This is a genomic window from Mycoplasmoides gallisepticum, assembly GCF_900476085.1.
GTDB lineage: Bacteria > Bacillota_I > Bacilli_A > Mycoplasmatales > Mycoplasmoidaceae > Mycoplasmoides > Mycoplasmoides gallisepticum.
This window is the reverse complement of sequence record NZ_LS991952.1, coordinates 959,462-981,408: the sequence shown is the minus strand read 5'-3', so window position 1 is coordinate 981,408 and position 21,947 is coordinate 959,462. Positions and strand designations below refer to the sequence as shown.

The window sequence follows — 21,947 nt, the reverse complement described above, 5'->3', positions numbered from 1 at the left end:
GAAATCTTACCTATTTTATTCCTCTTTAATACTTTTATCAAGAATCATTGTTATTAATCTTGATATACTTAATCCTTTATTTTTAGCACACTCTCTTACTTTTCTAATAATTCTTGAGTTTGTATAAAAATGCATTCCTTTAGTTAAAGGTTCTTGACTTGCGATTTCTAAGCTGCTGTCGATATAAACATCTTTAGCTTCTTCTTTTTTAGCCTCAGAAATCTTATTTTTTACCGTTGTTTCTTGAACTTTTTCTTCTTCTTTCTTTACTTCTACTTTTTTATCTTTTATAAGTTGAATTCTTGCTTCTTCAAAAGATTCAGAATAAAAGAACGGATCATTTTTATCTATTACCTGATTATCTTTATTTTTCTCGATCTTTATTTCTTTAAAATCTTCGTACTCAGGATCAATTTTTTCTACTTCTTCGTCTAAATCTGCGCTAAGATCTGTAAATCTTCGTTCTTTTTTTTTAGCTTTTTTATTTTCCATTGTTCTTGTTATCCTTTAATAAATTAATAATTTCTTTGGTAATTTCGATATATTCTTCTTGATATTTTGAGCGTTGATTAATTAAAACTATCGGTAATTTTTCATAACCTACTGATGCTGAGGATTTAGTCGTAAAAGAAACTATATTTTTACTTAACGGAATATTTTTTTTGCTTAATTTTGTCTTTACTATATTTAAGACATCATTATGTAATCTTGTTCTAGCATTCACCTTGGTAGGAACAACCAAAACTTTTAAATCTTCATTTCTTTCTCTAAAAGTTTCAATTGTATCAATAACTCTTAACAAACCTAAAATAGAATATTGATCTGGTTCGAAAGGAATAACTATCATATCTGATATGTGCATAGATACAGAAACAATAGTAGACATTGCGGGAGGAGTGTCTAAAAACACAAAATCATACATTTCTTCTAATTTTTCAATTAGGTTTTTTATTACAGATAATTTGTATTCTTTTCTAGCCACATCCATATCAACAAAGCTAAGTTCGTGATTAGAAGGAAGAATATCTATAGAAGGAAATACATTTAGCACACAATCATCAATATCTTTTTCACCTCTAAAGATATCAATAAGTGTGTTTTTTAAACGTTCTGGATGTTGACCAAATGTAGCAGATACGTTACCTTGACCATCTAAGTCAACAATAACTGACCTTGATTTAGGAAAAAATTTAGAAAACACCCCACATATGTTAGTGGCTAGGGTTGTTTTCAAAACACCACCTTTATTGTTAATAAATGAAATGATCATAATTTATCGTTATTAATATTATAACAATATAATATTCATATTAAAATAATATTAGTTATATTGTTAGAAAACAAACAATTAAAATAGTTGTGAAGTTTTTTATTGTGGAGCAAAATAATAAAATAAAAAGCTCGGTAATTTTCGCAATATTATTTTCCTAGTAATTAAATATTAAAGATATATTGTTATTAGGTAATCTTGAAAAAAGTGCTCAAGAAAACATATTATAAATCTTGATATAGATAACAATATTAATAAAATATCATTTTGGTATTTTTAAAACTTGTTTTAAATAAAAAATACTTTACTTTGTATATTTAAACTAAAACCTCAGCCTTACGCTAATCATTTTAAATCTTTTTAGTCCTAAGTTTGTTTTTATATTTTTAGTAATTAGACTGCAAAGTTTAGTTAAAAACTTATTCCCGTTGAAGTAAAACAAAATCGGATTTGGCAATATTGTTAAGAAAGATAATTTTTAACAGTTTCAAAGCAATATTATTTTAATAATCTCTTAAACTAGCTTTATTACGAATGTAGTATTAAAACAATATTGTTACCGTATTATTAATATATTGCTTATTTATAAGTTAAGAATATTTGTTATTATTGCTTCCTTATGAAGTAATATTATTTAAATATTAATGATATATCTATATTAAATTCTCCGTTTAGTAGTATTTTTTGCTAAAGATAAACTTTTTACAATATGACTTTAATATTATTATAATATTAATACATCTACATTAAACTATCTGTTAGTAATATTACTGGTAAGCATTAACTTTCAATGATATGATTTTAATATTATTACAATATTGATCCCTTAACAATATTATTTGCTTCTCTTGTAATCAAATATTATTTTCGTATTAGTTAATTCTGATGCCGTTAGCATTAGGTTTTTTCTTTTTTAAGAATGCTCTTCAGTTCTATAAAAGTTTATTTTGCTGTTATTCAAGAATAATAAATTCTTGAATAAATATTTAATTAATATTATTTAAATATTATCAACTTTATTGTGACTACTGTGACCATATTGAAATAATATTGTTGTTCTGTTTTAAAAAGTATTAATTTTAATTAACTTATAAATATTGTTTTAATATTCTATTTTTGGTAATAAAACAACGTAAATTGAATAATATTTTAAAAATATTAAAATCGTATTATTAAAAATAAATTCTTTTCTCTTTATCTTGTTAATAAAGTAATCCTTACCTAGTGTCTTTTACAGATAGACAAAAGAATGAAAAAGTACTTAATCGTTTAAATACTAATAATATTTTTTTAATATTGTGTATTACTTTAATATTATTTCCAAATACCAACTCTCTTAGTAGAAATGTTAATAAGTTTTTTAATTTATTTATTGATATTTTTATTTAAGTAATTAGTTTTGATATTTTTAATTGGCCTGAATTAGAAAATCACAATATTTCCGATAAAAATCACAATATTTTTTTCATATTAAATAAATATTTTTACAAACAATATTGTTACAATATTAAAGCGATTTAACTTCACTCAAACTTTACATACAAGTTATGTATTCAGAGTGTGTGTTTTTTTTTTAGTATAGGGGTTTTGATAGAGTTAATGTGGGGATATTAATAGAAAAACTTTCGTCTATAAACAAATTTGTATTTAGTTTTTAGTTAATTTTTAAAGGTTGCTCTACTGTTTTAGTTTGTTTTGATATAATAACTATATTACATAGTAATATAGTTAAATAATTTACAAAACTCCTTATATATAATACACGTTTTTGTGAAAAAGTGATATAATATTTACATTAAAATATAAATATTTTAATGTACTTTTATAAATCCGGAATTTTTTTAGAGTTATCCACAGATTTATCAACAATTATCATGGTTAATAATAAAAAATAAAATATAAAATATATCTAATGAAATTTTTTACTAGCAAAAGCTCATTTTTAGAAGCTATTAAGTTTTCAAGTAATTTTTCTTCAGACAACAACTTTGAACAATTACTGAAGAATCTTTATATTAAGATCGACAACAAAGAGTGCAAAATATACTCTAGTAATGGACAGGTTTCATCGATTTACAAAATTGAAGATGATATCGATGTTGAAGAAGAAGGTGAAGTAATTGTTAATGCAAAAAAACTTATAACGATTATTCAATCAATCGTGTCTGATAACTTTACACTTGCTAAACTTGATAATCAGTTAATTATCAGGGCTGGAAAAATGCAAACATCACTTAACCTTGAAGAAGATGTTTCTTATCCTGAAATTGAAATTGACGATTCTAACTTCAGTGTTATTGATGTAGACAGTTTTTTATTCGCAAAGAGCATTAAAAAAGTTATTCACTCAACTTCATTCCAAACTACAAAAAACTCTATTAGTTCAGCTATTAATTTTCAAAAGGAAGCAGATGACATGAACATCTGAATCACTGGGTCTGATGCGATTAAATTATCTAGCTGTTATTACAAAGTAAATGATACTGAAGATGCTCTTAAAGCTAAATTTAATTTTTCAGTTAACGCTCTTTCACTTTCTTATGTTGCAGCCTTTTTAAAAGACAAAGATCAATTACTGTTGAAGATTAGTAAAAAAAGCGACAAGGTTGTGCTAACAAATAATAAGTTCGTTTTATATCTAAGAGTGGAAAACGAACCCTTCCCTGAGTTTAAAAAAATTCTGAATGCAAACAAGGTTGTGAGTAGCTTTGTTGTAGATAAAGACCTTATCAGTAACAACCTCCATGCATTAACTGGGGTTTTATCTCTGTCAGATCAGGGTAAAAACAACGCTGATGCTAATTTTGAGATTCTGAAAAACACATTAAGAATAAGTACTAATTCATTTGATATCGCTTCTTACAACTCTGAATTTGATATTAGCGAATTTCAAGGAGAAGTTAAGGATATAAATCTTAATCCTTTTTATCTTCAAGAACATATCAAGATGTTCGAATCAAAGGATATAGAATTTAAGCTTTTATTACAATCAGCAATATCTGGTTGTATCTTGAAGGTGTGCGAAAAAAATAACGACCAGTTCAAGCTTAAATTTGTTCAAGTTTTAGCGCCTTCATCTACAAACTAATTATGACGTTATACGAATTATTAGAAGTTGATCAAAACGCAAAACTGAGTGAAATAAAGTCTTCATATAAACGATTAGCAAAAAAGTATCATCCCGACGTTAATAAAAACGGTCATGATAAATTTGTACAGATCAATAACGCTTATTCAATTCTTTCTGACGAAGTACAACGTGAAAAATATGATTTCATGTTAGATCACGAAAATTCTAAGACTTTTGAGTTTTCGGCTGATGGTTTGACATACGAATACTCAGGTGTTGAGGTTTGACATGAAAACTTTACAAAAAATGTAAGTTTAACTCAGCAATGAGATTTCAATCCTTCTAATTATTACTACGAAGAATATAACCTTTATCATAAGTTTGATAAGATCTCAATTGATGGGTTAGGGGCTTTTTTAGATTTTGATATTTCTTGTGCTTTTTATGAACTAGACACAAGTTTTAGTTTACCTAACAACTTAGTTAAGAGACTAATTAATCGACCAGATGTAATTAGATATGATATCTCCGAAAACGAATTGATTGAGTATTTAAAGCATCGTTATGATTTTAGTTCTTGATTATTGTTAAAGAAGTACTTTAATATTGAAGCGATTATTGAAGTAACCCAAGAAGAAATTGATAGTCAAAAGATTATTAATATTCCAATCAAGATTAAAGTAATCAATTTAAACCGTAGTTTTGAAATCTGGCACGAAGAGTTAAGAAATTATGCGTTTATTGTTCCAGAAAATACCAAAACCGGAGATATCTCTGAGTTCTTTGGTAAGGGTAATGTTGCATTAGGTTGACAAGGTGATTTGATCGTTCGTTTTAAGGTTGTTCCTTCAGTGGAAAAACGGTTAAAAATTTTCTCTAGTATGTTGAACAATGAAAAGAGCAGTTTGTGGTTTTTAGTACCTAGTGAAAATAACAAAAATCCGAACACAAAAATCTTTAATTATAAGACTTATCAGTTCAATAATTAGAATTCTTATATGTTATAATAAACCTACATTATGCAGCATCGGTTTGAGTGCTGAAAAACTGAATTATGCGTAATAAAAATAGCATAAAACTAAATATAAAGAATAGATTACTTTTAAGGGACTAATATCGTTAAAAGTAATATCTTTATTTTAGTGCTATAAGTTGAAGTTTCAGCTAGGAGACAGCCACAAGTGAACAACACAAAAAAAGATCAATATAGCTCTCAAAGTATTAAGGTCCTTGAAGGATTATCAGCTGTCCGAAAAAGACCTGGTATGTATATTGGTTCAACAGATCAAAAAGGTCTTCATCATATGATCTGAGAAATCATTGACAACTCTGTCGATGAAATGATGGCAGGTTATGGAACAACTGTTAAACTGACATTAAAAGATAACTACTTAGTTGAAGTAGAAGATGATGGTCGGGGAATTCCGGTTGATATCCACGAAAAGACAAATAAATCTACAGTTGAAACTGTTTTAACGATCTTGCACGCTGGTGGTAAGTTTGATAGCGATACTTATTCGATGTCAGGTGGTTTACATGGTGTGGGTGCTTCAGTAGTAAACGCTTTAAGTTCATCATTCAAAGTTTGAGTTAATCGCGATTACAAAATTCATTACATCGAATTTAAAGATGGTGGGGTTCCATTAAAACCATTAGAAATAATTGGAACTGATAGTAAAAAACAAGGAACAAGAATTCAGTTTGTTCCAGATTTTAGTATCATGGAACAATTTGAATACGATGAAACGATCATAGCTGATCGGATCGAACAATTAGCCTTCTTAAACAAAGGAATAAAATTCATTTTTAATGATGAAAGAACTGATAAGAAGACTAAGCAAGAATGATTATATGAAGGTGGAATTAAGCAATACGTTGAAAATTTAAATGCTTCTAAAGAACCAATTATTCCCCAAATCATTTATGGTGAAAAGAAAACTAAAGTTACTTTACCTAAGAGAAATCTAGAAGTAACGATGCTATTAGAAGTTGCGTTTCAATATACAAACGGTTATTACAACTCAACTTATTCGTTCTGTAATAACATTCACACCAACCAAGGCGGAACTCATGAAGAAGGGTTTAAGAACGCTCTTTATAAGATCATCAATCGCTATGCGTTAGAAAAGAAGTTTATTAAAGAAACTGACGGTAAGATTAGCAAAGAAGATCTTAGTGAAGGTTTAACCGCAATTATCTCAATTAAGCACTCAGAACCTCAATACCAAGGTCAAACTAAGGACCGTTTAGGTAATACTGAAGTAAGAGAATTTACTAATAGTGTTGTGTCAGAACTATTAGAAAGATTTTTCTTAGAAAATCCAGAAGAAGCTGCTAAGATTACTGCTAAAGCAGTTTCAGCAATGTTTTCACGTAAACGTTCTGAAGCAGCTTTAGAATCAGCTAGAAAATCACCTTTTGAATCAGCTTCATTACCAGGTAAGTTAGCTGATTGTACAACTAAAGATATGGAGATCTCTGAACTGTACATCGTCGAAGGGGACTCAGCTGGTGGTTCAGCTAAATCTGGTCGTGACCGTTTTTATCAAGCGATTTTACCACTTCGTGGGAAAGTGTTAAACGTAGAAAAAGCCAATCACGAAAAGATCTTTAAAAATGAAGAAATTAGAACATTAATAACTGCAATTGGTGCTGGTGTTAATCCTGAATTTTCACTTGATAAGATCCGTTATAACAAAATTATCATCATGACCGATGCTGATGTCGATGGTGCTCACATTCGGATCTTATTGTTAACGTTCTTCTTTAGACATATGTTTCCATTGATTGAAAAAGGACATGTGTATATTGCTCAACCGCCTTTATATCGTGTTAGCTACAATAAGCAAAACAAATATATCTATTCAGACGCACAATTAGAAGAATGAAAAAACCAAAATCCAAATGTGCGTTATGAATTACAACGTTATAAAGGGCTAGGAGAAATGGATGATGTTCAACTTTGAGAAACAACTATGGATCCAGAGAAGAGAACTTTATTAAAAGTTTCAATCAACGACGCTGCTAATGCTGATAAGACATTCTCCCTACTAATGGGTGATGAAGTTTCACCACGTCGTGACTTCATTGAAAAGAATGCTAAATCAGTTAAGAATATTGACTTCTAATGATAATCAGGTTAAACAATGAATCCTAACGATAAAAACAATATAAAAGAACTGTTAAATAAAACAGTAGTTAAAGAAGCATCAATTACTAAAGAGCTAGAAACATCATTCATGGAATATGCCATGTCTGTAATTGTTTCAAGAGCTTTACCTGAATCTAGAGATGGTTTAAAACCAGTGCACCGTCGGGTTTTGTATGGTGCTTACACTTCAGGTTTAACTCATGATAAACCATATCGTAAATCAGCTCAGATCGTTGGTCACGTTATGGGGAAATACCACCCTCATAGTGATAGTGCGATTTATGAAACCATGGTGCGGATGGCACAACCATTTTCATTAAGATATATGTTAATTGATGGGCATGGTAACTTTGGTTCGATCGATGGTGATAGCGCAGCTGCGATGCGTTATACTGAAGCCAGATTATCTAAGATCTCGGCAGAGATGTTGCGCAATATCGATAAGGATACTGTTGATTTTGTTGATAACTATGATGCTTCAGAACAAGAACCGATTGTTTTACCTTCATTATTTCCTAACTTATTAGCAAATGGTTCAAGTGGTATTGCTGTAGGGATGGCAACTAATATTCCCCCACATAATTTAAGCGAATTAATTGGTGGGATTAAACATTTATTAGTGAATGAAAATGCGACAATTGAGGAATTAAAAGAATTCATTAAGGGTCCTGATTTTCCCACAGCAGCTGAGATCTTAGGTGAAACTGGAATTAATGAGTACTTCAATACTGGTCGAGGTTCTGTTTCAGTTCGGGCTAAATCTGAGATTGAAGAATTAGCTAACAATAAAAGCAATATTGTTATTACTCAGATCCCTTATATGGTGAACAAGGCCAATCTGATTAATAAGATTGCTGAACTAGTAAAAACAGAACAGATTCAAGGGATTGCTGATCTACGTGATGAATCTAACCGTGAAGGGATTCGGATTGTAATAGAAACTAAGCGGGATGTAATTCCTGAAGTTTTATTAAACCAACTATATAAATCAACTCAGTTACAAACTAATTTTTCAGTAGCAATGCTTGCTTTGGTAAATAACCAACCTAAGGTTCTTAACCTTAAAGAAGCATTACAAATCTATATCGATCATCAGTTTGATATCTTATTAAGAAAAACTAATTTCGAACTGAAAAAAGCTAAAGCTTCAGCTCATATCGTTGAAGGTTTGGTAATCGCAACTAATAACATTGATGATGTTATTGAGACCATTAAGAATGCTAAGGATAATGAAGATGCTAAAAACACTTTAATGACTAAGTATGAACTTAGTGATCTGCAAGCAAAAGCGATTCTTGATATGCGTTTAAGAAGCTTAAGCGGACTTGAACGTGAGAACTTACAAAAAGAATTAGCTAAACTAAAAGAACTAATTAAAGATCTAGAAGAGATTTTACAAAACAAAGAACGAAGAATTAAGATCATCTCTGATCAACTTGATGAAATTGATCATAAGTTTGGTGATGAAAGAAGAACCAAAATCTGTTATGGTCTTAATTCAACGATCGATAACGAACAGTTAATACCTGTTGAGACAGTAGTAATTACTAGATCATCTAAAGGGTATTTAAAACGAATCCCGATTAGTGCTTATAAAGTTCAACACCGTGGTGGTGTTGGGGTTAAAGGAATGAACACATACGAAGATGATGATGTTGAATCATTAATCGTGTGTTCAACGCACTCAGATCTTTTATTCTTTACCAACTATGGTAAAGTTTATCGAATAAGAGCTCACCAAGTTCCATTAGGTTCTAGAATCTCTAAAGGGATTCCAGCAATTAATTTAATCAGTATTGAAAAAGATGAAAAATTAATGTCATTATTATCAATCAATGATTATGACAGCGGTTATTTCTTCTTCTCAACGAAAAAAGGTCTTGTTAAACGGGTTAAAGCGTCTGAGTTTTCTAGAATTCAAAACAACGGAAAGATTGCGATTAAGTTAACTGAAAACGACAGTTTATTCAAGGTAATTAAAACTGCAGGTGACGAAGAGATTTATATCGGTGTTTCATCTGGTTTACTTGTGAGATTTAAAGAAGATGTTGTGCGTTCAATGGGTCGAACTGCTCAAGGGGTAATTGGTGTTAAATTCAAAAACCCTAATGATGAAGTAATCGGATTATCATCATCCCACGAAGGTAGTTTATTACTTGCGGTTTGTGAAAAAGGTGTTGGGAAGATGACTGACCGTGAAGAGTACCGCATGACCAACCGTGGTTCTAAAGGGGTGATTACGATCAAAGTTACACCTAAAACCGGAAATATCATTAACACGCAATTAGTTAATGGTAATGAAGAGCTATTAATGATCTCATCAACAGGTAAGATCGTTCGTGTTCCGTTAGCTGAAGTTTCTGAACAAGGACGAAACACCTCTGGTGTTAAATTAATCTCATTAAATGAAAAAGAAACACTACAATCTGTAGCAATCTTTGATGTTGAACAAGATGATAGTCAACAAGTTGGTTCAGATAATCCTGATACAGAATTATCATCAGATGATTCAAATCAAGATCAAGACAAAGAATAATAGGTAAATATACGATTATGCTAGACAAAAATCTCTTAAAAACTAATTCAAAGGAGATTAGAGAGCAGCTTAAAAGTCGATCGTTTAATTTAGACTGATACGATGAATTTTTGCGTTTAGAAAAACAATTAAGTACTCTACTTAGAACGATCGAAAAACTAAACGAACAAAAGAATATTAATGCTAAAAAAGCAGCTACTACTGAATCAGATGCACAAAGAAAAAAACTAATTCAAGAAGGTGGGTTACTACGTGCTGAATTAGAAAAAAATGAAGCTAAATATAATGAGATCAAAGAAGATTTTGATTATATTTACCAGCGTATTCCCAACTTACCAACTGAAGACGTACCAATTGGTAAGGATGAAAAAGAAAATGTGGAGATGTTTAAATCTAGAAAGCCAACTTTCTTTGATTTTAAACCATTACCACACTATGAATTAGCAACGAAACTCGAGATGATTGGTCTTGATGTCGCTAGTAAGATAACTGGATCAAGATTTTCAATTTATAAAAAAGATGGCGCTAGATTAATGCGTGCAATCCAACAATTTTGTCTAGATGTTAATGCTGATAAATATGAAGAATATTTACCACCAGTAATCGTTAATAAAGATTCTTATTATGGTTCAGGGCAGTTTCCTAAATTTGTTGAAGATGTCTTTAAACTAGAAGGAACTAATTACTATTTAGCTTCAACAGCTGAAGTACAATTAGTTAACTTACATCGTAATGAGATCTTAAAAGAAGCTGACTTACCTAAATACTATACTGCATCTACTGCTTGTTTTAGATCTGAGGCTGGTAGTGCTGGTAAAGATACTAAGGGATTAATTCGTCAGCACCAATTTTATAAGACCGAACTAGTTAAGATCGTTCACCCAAGTACTTCTAAACAAGAACATGAAGCGATGGCTAAAGATGCTGAAAAGATTCTTGAATTATTAGAACTACCCTACCGCCGTATGGTTTTATGTACTGGTGATATGGGTTTTAGTGCAACCAAAACTTATGATCTAGAAGTATGGATCCCATCTGAAAATAAATATCGTGAGATCTCTTCGATTTCAAATTGTGGCGATTTCCAAGCAAGAAGAGCTAATATCAAATTCAAAGATGCAATCTCAAAGAAAAACTTATACGTTCACACCCTTAATGCGAGTGCTTTAGCTCATGATCGCTTGTTTGTGGCAATTGTTGAGAACTATCAACAAAAAGATGGATCAATTAAGATCCCTAAAGCTTTAGTTAAATATTTTGGTAAAGAATACATTAAATAGATAAAAAATAACCTGCATGAAAAAAGGAGTTTTTATTGTAATCGAAGGAGTTGATGGATCGGGTAAAAGTTCGTTTCTCAAAAGAATGATGAACGAACATACGATGATTAATTCTCAACCAATAATTTATTCACGAGAACCAGGAGGTTGTGATACTTCTGAAGCTGTTCGTGAATTAATTATGAAATTATCAAACTCCGATCCGTTAACAGAAGCATTGCTCTTTTGCGCATCAAGAAACGAACATTTAAAAAAGAAGATTTTACCCGCATTAAATGAGAATAAAATTGCCATTTGCGATCGTTTTGTCGTTTCTTCTTGGATTTACCAAGGATTGATTAAAAATGCAGGTTATGAAAAAGTTAAGAAGATTAACGAATACGTAACAGATGGTTTAGAACCTGATTTAACAATATTGTTTGATGTTGATCCAGAAATAGCAGCCAAAAGAATATCTGAACGTAGTACAATGAATCATTTGGATGCTTATACAAAAGAACGGATCAACAAGATTAGAAACGCATATTTAGAAAGATTAAAAGATAACAAAAAAGCTAAGATCATTAACGCTTCGTTAGATTTAGATACTGTCTATGATCAAGTAGTAAATATTATTACGCTTTTTGTAAAAAATCATGAACTTAACTAATAAATATATCCCCATTCTTTTGTTTGAAAATAAAGGATGTTATTTAAAGAAATATTTAGAGGAATATTTAATTAATATTGTTTGCACAGAAGCAAACAAACCATGCAAAAAATGCGTATGATGTTCAAAAATCATTAATAATGGTTATTATGATTTAATTCATGTTTATCCGCATAATAAAGTTATAAGAAAACAAGAAATAATTGATATTCAAAATAAGTTTAATAATACTGCACTTGAAAGCAGAGGAATTAAGATCTATATAATTCACCAGATTGAAAAAGCCAATAAAGAATCATTAAACTCTTTATTAAAATTCCTAGGAGAACCAAAAGATAATACGATTGGTATCTTAACTACAAGAAAACCTTATGGCGTTTTAGATACAATTGTCAGTAGATGTGTGCGGTATTCAACAAACTCTTACGAAGAAAAAGTTGAGTTTAAAAATAAATACAAACCCAAAGAATTAGAGCTAATCAAAATTATGTTTTATAGTTATGATGATATCTTACAGTATGAAAGCACTAAAGATATTTTTAAACTATTAGAATTAATTCATCTTTTAGAATTAAATAATAAGAAATTTGACCAGATAATTAAGATTAGAGATCTTTTTGAAAAAATAGATTATTACGAAATAAGTTTAGTTCTAAATTATCTTATTTTTACCGGCGATTTTAAAAGAAAAAGTAAATTAATACCTATTTTAAACAACCTAAATTTAAACTTATCAAAAAACGCTATTTTAATAAGTATTATTGATTAATAAAATCATGAAAAAATACGAAACCATTTATGCTTTAGCAACAGCCCCGTATAATAGTGCGATTCATGTGATTAGATTATCTGGCCCTGATGCTTTTGAGATCATTAATAAAATTTGTGACAAACAAATAACTAAAGAAGGTTATCGAATTCAGAATGCAAGAATAGTAGATAATGATCAGATAATCGATGATGTCTTATTAATGAAGTTTGTGGCACCAAAAAGCTTTACTGGTGAAGATTCTATTGAAATTAATTGTCACGGTGGGCTTTTTGTTATTAATAAGATAATGGCCTTATTAAACAAGCACGGAGCACATTTAGCTCGAAGAGGGGAGTTTTCTAAACGAAGTTATATAAACAAAAAGATTGATCTTAATCAAGCTACCGCAATTCATGATCTAATTTTTGCAAAAAATAACTTAAGTCATTCTGCTAGTATTAAAGCTTTAAGTGGTGAGTTTTCTAAGGACATCAAAAATATTCAACAAGAAATTTTTAGACTTATTGGTTTAGTAGAAATTGCTATTGATTATCCTGAGTACGAAGACGAGAAAAAAGAACTTACTGAAGAATTTAAAAATTTAACAAATATACGGCAAAAACTGCAAAGAATTGTTAATAAATCGTTAAAATTAAAACAAATTTCTGAAGGAATAAAGATTGCTATCGTTGGCGAACCTAATGCAGGAAAATCTTCATTATTAAATGCATTATTAAACGAACAAAAAGCAATTGTTACCAATATCCCAGGAACCACAAGAGATACAGTAGAAGGTCAGATTGTTTTAAACGATGAATTAATAATTAATCTTATTGACACCGCTGGAATTAGAAAAAGTAGTGATCAAATTGAACAAATCGGAATAAACAAAAGTTTTAAAACAATAGATAAATCAGATTTAGTAATCTACCTTATCGATTTAAATAAATATCAAAATTACGACAAAACTAACATTTACAAATATTTAATTAATAAGAAAAAACAGTTTGTTTTAGTTGGCAACAAAGTAGATGAAGTAGACCCCACTTTAAACACTGGTGAGATTCAAATTAAGATCAGTGCTAAAAATAACGATATTAGTGACTTAATTAAATATTTAGAGGAAACTAGTTTAGCAATTTTTAATGACGAAAATAAACAAGATAGTATCTTTCAAGAAGAATGACAAATCAACTTATTACAAACAGCTCTGTACAATATTAATTTAATATTAAACGACCCTAACCAATATCATGATCTTGTTATTCAACACTTAAATGAAGCTAATAATTCACTATTAAAAGTATTATCTGAATACGAAGACTACAATCTGATCGATGAGATCTTTAAAAACTTTTGTCTAGGTAAATAAATTATGAAATACAAGCTATACGATACTCACTGCCATGTTAATATTGAACAGCTATTTCCTAAACATGATGAACTATTAAAAGCATTTGATCAAGAAAACATTTACATTAATGTGGTCGGAACAACATTAGAGGATAGTATTTTAGCTAACGATATTACTAAAAAATACAACAATTGTTCAGCTTGTATTGCTGTTCATCCTAATGATGTTCAACAACACAATCTTAAAGAAGTTAGAACCACTTTTGAACAAATGTTATCTACTCCAAATAATAAAATTGTGGGCATTGGTGAATGCGGTTTGGATTTTTATTACACAGATCAATATAAAGCTATTCAATATCAATTCCTTGATATGCATTTAGAATTAGCTAACAAATATAAAAAACCATTAATGTTGCACATCAGAAACGCGCATAAAGAGCTTGTTGAATACCTAAACAATAAAGAGATTTTAGTTCCGATTATTTTTCATTGTTTTTCTCAAGATATTGAAACATACAAACTACTTGAACAACTGCCAACTAAAATAGTTAGATTCTATTCAATTCCGGGTGTTGTTACATTCAAGAATGCTAAAGCATTGCAAGAAGTTATTCCATTAATTAAAAACGAACAACTGCTTGTTGAAACAGATGCTCCATTTTTAACCCCTCATCCTTTTAGGGGAAAAGAAAACAATTCTTTATATTTGAAATACACTATTGAAAAGATAGCTGAATTAAAAAATGTGAGCGTTGATCAGATCAAACAACTCACATTTGATAATGCCTACAATCTTTTTAAACCAAAGATCAAGGACTAATTTTATTCGTTTTCTTTAAATGGGTGTGGTTTTGTAAATCTAGGGAAGTTTCTTGCGCTAAAAGGAGATTGCTTAGCTGGTTGCCCATTCATATTCCTAGAATTAGGTGGTATATTGTTTTGGTAGCGATTATTTTCTTGTTTATTCTTATTTTGATAAACACGACCAGGTAAATATCTTATTTGGTTATTTAACGATTTAGGTTGTTTTTGATTGCGATTATAAACAACTAAATTGTTTCTAGAAAGTTTACCTGATAATCGATAGAATCTGATTTGATCGATTTCAGCTACTGCCCCCATCTTTTTAAATTCTCTTCGAATCTCATTAATGATATCTGAGGTTCTAATGTTCTGTGCTTTAATCTCTAAGTATTTCTTCTTAGGGTTATTTTTAATAATGTATTTTTCTTCGATCTGCATAATGAACACTCGTTCAGCTCGAAGCACAGATCAGATTAATAAATTTAGGTAATCTTCTTTTAAGCTTTTATTAAAAGCAATGTAGATAAAGAAAATAGGTCAAGCATACTGAATAACATTAAATAGCGCTCGGATCCGGTGGTTCTCTCGAATATTGATTCTTTTTACCTTAAGATATTCATTATTAATTTTGTTTAAGTTGATGATCACGAAAACATAATTAATAATGACCACAGCACCAAACAGAATTGAAGCAGCAATCCCAATCCAAAAGATTGGTAAGTTGACTCCGATATTTGGTGTTCCATCAGGTTTTCTTAAAAGTCAAGGAAAACTAATGAATACCCCCATTAGACCTAGACATACCAAATTAAATAGGAAATCGAATGCGGAATATTTTCTTTGGTATTCTCATGTTTTCCACGCATTAAAATCAAAACTGCAAGCAAACATAATTACATATATTGTAATATTGTACAAATATATTCTTTAATTTTAGAATGTTTAGAAAAAAAACGTAAAAAAGGAAAATTTAGTCTTGGTTAAATATAGGGGATAAAAAGCTTTAAAATATAGCGATTATGTTTGTTTTTATAGGGGTGGGTTAGTTTTATCCTTAATAAAAGTCTGTGTTGTCGGTTTGTTATCTCTTGCTTGGTAAAACTTTTGGTTAGGTTACAGATAGTTCTTTAGCACCCTCAAGGTTGGTATCATCATTCCCTGTTCTTTGGTTTTTTAGATCAACCAAAAAAACACGGCAAATACTAACCAACATACTCTAACCAATATTTCTTATTTATCGCTTATCCAACTTTTAAAAATATAATTAATTAGTAATAAAAGGTTTTATTTTGAGTTTTACAGTAAAAGATATATACGATAAGTTTGAAGTCATCTTAGTAATCCTAGATGGTGAAGAAAAGATGGATCGGGTAATTGAAAAGCCAGGGCTATCAAGACCCACATTTGAACTATTTGGTCCGTTTCAATCAGATCCAATTAAAAGCGCCGTTGTCCTTGGTAATCGCGAATATTCTTATCTAACTTCTTTATCTCCAGAAGAAAGAAAAGAAAAAACAAAAAGATTATTGGAATTACAACCACCAGTTTTAATCTTAACCAAGTCATTCCTAGATCCATTCTTCTTAAAAGAATGTAACAAAGAATATAAGGTCCCAATTCTTTGTACAGATATGTATTCTAACGAATTAAATATCTCAATAGGTCTTTATATCTCTAAACAACTTGCCAAATACACGATTCACCATGGTGTCTTAATAGAAGTATATGGTGAAGGGGTTTTAATTATAGGAGAATCTGGAATTGGTAAATCCGAAGTAGCGATGGAGATGCTTCGCAAAAACTTTTTATTTGTCGCCGATGATGCGATTTCAATTGCCAGAATCGGTGACCGTTTAATCGGACGACCAACCGAGATTAATAAACACTTTATTGAAGTTAGAGGGATTGGAATCTTAAATGTTACTAAGATGTACGGAATTGAAAAGATTAAATCATCAGCCCATATTTCAATAGTTGTTGAACTAATTAACATTCAAAATAACCAACCTTATAATTTCGAACGAACCGGTCAAAAAACACGGTATAAAGTGATTGAAAATATTAAAGTTCCTCATTACGTTTTACCAATTAGTTCAGGTCGTAGAAGTAGTGAACTAATTGAAAGCGCAGTTATTGATCTAAAACTAAAACGTGATTGACAATATAACTCTGGGGATGATTTTGTTGAACGTTATTACAAATACATGACAAAGGAAGAATAACCAACTATGTATACAACAGGCAATCATACAATAAACGATAGTTTTGGAACTGCCTTTATGATCGGTTCGTTCGACGTAAGGTATTATGGAATTTTATATGCGACAGGAATCTTGGTCGCAATTATTGCTGGAATCCTAACACTCAAATATAAATATAAGGTTGATGATAATCCCTACTTTTATTATGTTTTCATTGGGATTATCTCAATCATCTTTGGGGCAAGAACTTGATCATTCATTATTGGGGATTCAATCGTGGGTGTAACACCGTTCTTTGCCATCCACCAAGGTGGATTGGCAATCCAAGGTGGGGTGATATTTACGATCACCACTGGGTTAATTTTCTTTTTCTTTATTTTGCGTAAACCAAAATATTATGTGAAGAAAAACTACCTGGTTTATGAAAATCACAACTTGGTAACTAAAACCTTTTATAAGCAAGCAAGTATGTGGATCTATGCTGATGCAATCATCCCAACAATTTTAATTGGTCAAGCAATCGGTAGATGAGGTAACTTCTTTAACCACGAAGTTTATGGTCAAGGACTAACAGCAGAACAAGCACTAAACCAATGAGGCTTCTTAAAAGTTTTAATGCCTGGGGTGTTTGAACATATGTTTATTAATGAAAACGGAGTAACGTTGTTTAGAGTGCCAATCTTCTTAATTGAATCATTCTTTAACGTAATTGCTTTTATTATTATCGTTTTCTTACTTGACTTTGTTAAAGAATTAAAAACTGGTGGCAGAACGATGCTTTATTTCTTTACCACAGGGATTATTCGTTTAATTATTGAAACTCAAAGAGATAGCCAATTCAAGTTCGTTACTTCAATCGTTACCTCAGTTTTATTCTTATTAGGTGGTTCAATTGGTTTTATCTTTACCCAATGAATCTTCCCTAGATTTAGAAACAAGAAGAATTATTTCTTCTTGTTTAACAAAGTAAAGATCTACTTTATTGGGTTGTTTAAAAACTACTTAAATAAATATAAAAACCTAACTAAAGAAGAGATAAGAAAAAAACTAGAACCATCATCAACAATCTATTCGAAGAATTTCTCTGAAATGTTCTTTTATGCTGATGATTATGATTTAATGATCAAAAAAGACTAATTATGTTTATTAAATTAGATGGCACGAAATTATCACAAAAACTAAAAGAAGATTTAGCTAAAAAAGTTAATAACCAAAAGATTAAAATATTAATCATAATTAGTGATCCTTCAGAGGCTTCTAGAATCTATGTTCGCAATAAGATTAATTATTGCGATTCATTAGGGATTCAAACTGAAGTTTATGATTTATCTAAGATTGATGATACGAACCAATTCATCGTTGAGATGAATCAAAAGATTAGTTTAAGTAATCCCAACGGAGTGTTGGTTCAATTACCAATCAAAGAAAGATTAGATACAAATAAGATCATTGAAAATATCCCCATTCGTCTGGATGTGGATGCTTTTTTGTATCACCGTTTTGATCAAGATCAAAAAGAAAAAGTTATCCCTTGTGTGCTTAATGCAGTCCTAGAACTATTTAAAGAATACCAGCTTAGTTTTTTAGATAAAAAGATCTTATTGATTGGTAATGGGATTACATCAAACCAACCGATTGTTAATTATTTAAATGAACATCAGATCAAGTTTGATCTGATTACTAAAGAAAATAGTCAACTGTTAGAAGAAAAAACTAAAGTAGCAGATTTAGTAATCTCAGCAGTGGGTAAGGCGAAGTTTTTGGCGAATTACCAGTTCAAACGAGGGGTGATATTTATCGATATTGGGATTGATAAATATTTTGATCCAGAACAATCAAAATACCTTATTTGTGGTGATTTTGATTATGACAAGCTCAAAGAGATTGCTTCATATGGTACACCCACACCTGGTGGGATTGGCCCACTAACGATTTATTCTTTAGTCAAGAACTTAATTAACTTATCTGAAATTCAAAAGGTTAATAAATAGCTTTTTAATTAAAATTATATATAGAGATATATGTCTAAGATTAGAACCAGATACGCACCATCGCCAACCGGGTATTTCCACATTGGTGGTGCACGCACAGCTTTATTTAATTATTTATTTGCCAAGCACAACAACGGGGAATTTATTGTTCGTATCGAAGATACGGACATTGAAAGAAACGTTGAAGATGGTGTTGAAAATCAACTTTATAATTTAAAGTGGCTAAATATTTTTGCTGACGAATCAATTTGAAATCCTACACAAAGCGGACCTTATCGTCAGTCTGAAAAACTAGAAGTTTACCAAAAATATGCTTACCAACTTTTAGAAGAAAAAAAAGCATACCGTTGTTTTTGTACACCTGAAGAATTACAAAAACACCGTGAAGATCTATTAAAACAGTACAAACCACCAATTTATTCAAGAAAGTGTTTTCTTCTTTCAGAAGAGCAGATTCATAAGAATCTGGCTGATAAGATTCCTTTTACGATCAGATTATTATTAAGAGATAATAAGGAATATTCTTGAAACGATTTAATTCGTGGGAACTTAATCTTTAATACTAGTTCAATGAGCGACCCAGTGATCTTAAAATCAAATCAGATCGCGACGTACAACTTTGCAGTTGTGATCGACGACCATGATATGAAGATCTCACATATCTTAAGAGGAGAAGAGCATATCTCAAACACTCCCTACCAGTTAGCAATCAAAGAAGCTTTAGGGTTCAAAGATGAATTCGTTTATGGTCATCTATCAATCATTGTTGATGAAACTGGTAAGAAATTATCTAAAAGAAATCTAGCGGTTGAACAGTTCGTTGAAGGGTTTAGAAAAAAAGGTTATTTAGCAGAAGCACTAGTTAACTTTATTGCTTTACTAGGTTGATCTCACCCAGATAATATTGAGATCTTAGATTTACCTACGTTGGTTAAATCGTTTACGATTAAAAACTTAAGCGCAACCCCTTCTTTTTTTGATATTAAAAAACTAAATTGAATCTCATCTGAATACATCAAAAATATGGATGATGTTATGTATTTAGCATTCATCAAACCATATGTTGATCTTAATGAATATGATGAGATTAAAACTAAAGTTAATGAGATCTGCTTGATGTTTAAAAACCAATTACAGTATGGTTATCAGATCAACGAGATCATTAAAGAAAGTTTTGTTCCCCATGTTGGGTTATCTAACCTTGATCAAGCTGATCTAGATTTCTTAAAATCTAATCCAAATTATCGTCAACTTTTAATCTCATTTAAAGAGAAGATTAATCAGCTTGATCAGGTTAATGACCATAACGTTAAAGAGATTATTAATTGGTTAGCTCACCAAATTAAACTAGGTGATTTGGTTTTAGAAAAACCTTTAGGTGGTAAGAACTTATATATGCCATTAAGAATTGTTTTATCTAATAAAAAGCACGGTCCAGAGTTAAACAAAGTGATTGCTTTGTATGATAAACAAACAATTCTTAAAAATCTTGATGATGCCATCAATTATCTAACTAATGCCAAGTAAAACTAATCGCGCTTATTTTTTAAAAGATCCAATCCATAGTGAAGTAGTTTTTAAAGATAAAACTGCTTGGATGCAACAATTAATCCACACAACTGAGTTTAAAAGGTTAAAACGGATCCAACAGTTAGGCTTATCTAGCAATTTATTCCCCGGAGCTTCACATAATAGGTTCTCACACTGTCTTGGGGTATATGAACTGTTAAGAAAAATGATGTTCAAATCAACGTTTAAGCGAATCAGTGACTACGATAAGCAAACGTTGATTTGTGCTGGTTTGTTACATGACTTAGGTCATGGTCCTCACTCTCACGCTTTTGAGTTTTATCTTAATAACTGCACGGATGATCATAAGCAACGGTTTCACCATGAAGTGATGACGGCTAAACTAATCTTAAATAAACGTGGTGAGATCTATCCGATCTTAAAAGAAAACAATATTAATCCCGAAGATGTTGCCGCATTAATTGATAAGAATAACCCCTTACTTAAGAAAAAACCGCTTTGAATGCAACAACTAATTTCGTCCGAATTAGATGCAGATCGCATCGATTATTTAAAAAGAGATTCTTATTTTACCGGGGCGACTTATGGAACGATTGATTCTAAACTCTTAGATCGTTGGATTGTTTTTGATCACAAATCTAAACAAGTTGGGTATGAGAAAAAAGCAATTACCACGATCGAGAGTTTATTAATCGGACGTTACCACATGTATAAATCGGTTTACTATAACCACAAAAGTGTGGTTTTAGAACAGATTATTATGTTGGTGTTTAAACGGATCGTTGATCTATTTAAACAAAACCAGTTTGACTTTTATGGTTTTGAAATTATCCAACAGTTGTTTGAAGCATTATTTATTGATAATGATATCAGCAAAGTTGATTTAAATCTGTTTAAGTATTTAACTGATGATTATTTCAATACGTTTTTATACCAACAATGAATTAAAACTAATGACCCAATCTTAAAAACGTTATTAAATAATCATTTTGTTGAGAACAAGTTTTTAATCTGAACGTTTGATGATCAATTAAGAAGAGAAGAGATTTATAACCAATTAAAAAATATCATTGATGACAGTCAATACTTCTTGGTAAAAGATAGTTATAAAGATAAAACTTTATATGCTAAGAAATCTAACTCTTTAGGGATTAATATCTACGAACATAATTCTAAGAAATTCTATCCGATTACCAACTATTCTATGATATTAGATATTAGTCACCCAGAAGCATTTAACCACCTAATTATTTTTGATTCTGAAAAAGCAGCTAAGAAGCAAAAACTGTTTAACCAGATTAAAAACAAGTATCTGAAATTAAGTTCATAATTGATAGGTTTATCAATTATTTATTTAG

General features: G+C 30.3%; 17 protein-coding genes. 14 read left to right on the top strand and 3 right to left on the bottom strand.

The genetic code is table 4. From position 1 onward, the window contains the following. Window positions 1–15: 15 nt before the first annotated feature. A complete protein-coding gene (locus D2833_RS04035; protein ID WP_027333147.1) occupies window positions 16–492 on the bottom strand; it encodes a hypothetical protein in 477 nt (158 codons plus the stop codon). Then, window positions 482–1,270, bottom strand: coding sequence for a ParA family protein (locus D2833_RS04030; RefSeq protein WP_011883597.1), 789 nt, complete (start codon window positions 1,268–1,270; stop codon window positions 482–484). The genes D2833_RS04035 and D2833_RS04030 overlap by 11 nt, the downstream gene beginning before the upstream one ends. Before the next feature lie 1,912 nt (window positions 1,271–3,182). Between D2833_RS04030 and D2833_RS04025 the strand changes: the two genes are divergently transcribed. From D2833_RS04025 to D2833_RS03985, 9 genes are all read left to right on the top strand, one after another. Continuing rightward, complete coding sequence (locus D2833_RS04025) at window positions 3,183–4,358, top strand: beta clamp domain-containing protein (RefSeq protein ID WP_011113989.1); 1,176 nt, start codon at window positions 3,183–3,185, stop codon at window positions 4,356–4,358. A 2-nt stretch (window positions 4,359–4,360) separates the two neighbouring features. Beyond that, window positions 4,361–5,329: a J domain-containing protein gene (locus tag D2833_RS04020; protein WP_027333146.1), complete on the top strand. Its 969-nt coding sequence runs from the start codon at window positions 4,361–4,363 to the stop codon at window positions 5,327–5,329. Between the two features lie 192 nt (window positions 5,330–5,521). Continuing rightward, window positions 5,522–7,468 carry a DNA topoisomerase (ATP-hydrolyzing) subunit B gene (gyrB, locus tag D2833_RS04015; RefSeq protein ID WP_011113987.1) on the top strand — a complete coding sequence of 649 codons (1,947 nt, stop codon included), beginning with the start codon at window positions 5,522–5,524 and terminating at the stop codon, window positions 7,466–7,468. A gap of 18 nt (window positions 7,469–7,486) precedes the next feature. Then, the gene (gene gyrA / locus D2833_RS04010; protein WP_011113986.1) at window positions 7,487–10,027 is read left to right on the top strand and encodes a DNA topoisomerase (ATP-hydrolyzing) subunit A; all 2,541 of its coding nucleotides are present in this window, start codon (window positions 7,487–7,489) and stop codon (window positions 10,025–10,027) included. Window positions 10,028–10,044: 17 nt separating this feature from the next. Further along, window positions 10,045–11,307, top strand: coding sequence for a serine--tRNA ligase (serS, locus tag D2833_RS04005; RefSeq protein ID WP_027333145.1), 1,263 nt, complete (start codon window positions 10,045–10,047; stop codon window positions 11,305–11,307). A 16-nt stretch (window positions 11,308–11,323) separates the two neighbouring features. Then, window positions 11,324–11,956, top strand: a complete 633-nt coding sequence (tmk, locus tag D2833_RS04000; protein ID WP_011113984.1) for a dTMP kinase — start codon at window positions 11,324–11,326, stop codon at window positions 11,954–11,956. Window positions 11,957–11,975: 19 nt separating this feature from the next. Next, window positions 11,976–12,725, top strand: coding sequence for a DNA polymerase III subunit delta' (locus tag D2833_RS03995; RefSeq protein ID WP_231992449.1), 750 nt, complete (start codon window positions 11,976–11,978; stop codon window positions 12,723–12,725). 7 nt (window positions 12,726–12,732) lie between these two features. Then, the gene (mnmE, locus tag D2833_RS03990) at window positions 12,733–14,079 is read left to right on the top strand and encodes a tRNA uridine-5-carboxymethylaminomethyl(34) synthesis GTPase MnmE (RefSeq protein WP_036447292.1); all 1,347 of its coding nucleotides are present in this window, start codon (window positions 12,733–12,735) and stop codon (window positions 14,077–14,079) included. A gap of 3 nt (window positions 14,080–14,082) precedes the next feature. After that, a complete protein-coding gene (locus tag D2833_RS03985; protein ID WP_011113981.1) occupies window positions 14,083–14,883 on the top strand; it encodes a TatD family hydrolase in 801 nt (266 codons plus the stop codon). 2 nt (window positions 14,884–14,885) lie between these two features. Here D2833_RS03985 and D2833_RS03980 read toward each other — a convergent pair whose 3' ends face one another. Beyond that, a complete protein-coding gene (locus D2833_RS03980) occupies window positions 14,886–15,656 on the bottom strand; it encodes a hypothetical protein (RefSeq protein WP_231992447.1) in 771 nt (256 codons plus the stop codon). Between the two features lie 500 nt (window positions 15,657–16,156). Between D2833_RS03980 and hprK the strand changes: the two genes are divergently transcribed. The 5 genes from hprK to D2833_RS03955 are packed head-to-tail and all read left to right on the top strand — an operon-like array spanning window position 16,157 to window position 21,919. Next, window positions 16,157–17,089, top strand: coding sequence for an HPr(Ser) kinase/phosphatase (gene hprK, locus D2833_RS03975; protein ID WP_027333143.1), 933 nt, complete (start codon window positions 16,157–16,159; stop codon window positions 17,087–17,089). A gap of 6 nt (window positions 17,090–17,095) precedes the next feature. Continuing rightward, on the top strand, window positions 17,096–18,205 hold the full coding sequence (lgt, locus tag D2833_RS03970) for a prolipoprotein diacylglyceryl transferase (protein ID WP_011113978.1): 1,110 nt from the start codon (window positions 17,096–17,098) through the stop codon (window positions 18,203–18,205). A gap of 2 nt (window positions 18,206–18,207) precedes the next feature. Then, window positions 18,208–19,059, top strand: coding sequence for a bifunctional 5,10-methylenetetrahydrofolate dehydrogenase/5,10-methenyltetrahydrofolate cyclohydrolase (locus D2833_RS03965; protein WP_011113977.1), 852 nt, complete (start codon window positions 18,208–18,210; stop codon window positions 19,057–19,059). Between the two features lie 30 nt (window positions 19,060–19,089). After that, window positions 19,090–20,586 (top strand): glutamate--tRNA ligase, encoded by a 1,497-nt coding sequence (gene gltX / locus D2833_RS03960; protein ID WP_027333142.1) that lies wholly within the window; start codon window positions 19,090–19,092, stop codon window positions 20,584–20,586. Beyond that, a complete protein-coding gene (locus D2833_RS03955) occupies window positions 20,576–21,919 on the top strand; it encodes an HD domain-containing protein (RefSeq protein ID WP_027333141.1) in 1,344 nt (447 codons plus the stop codon). The genes gltX and D2833_RS03955 overlap by 11 nt, the downstream gene beginning before the upstream one ends. Window positions 21,920–21,947 lie beyond the last annotated feature (28 nt).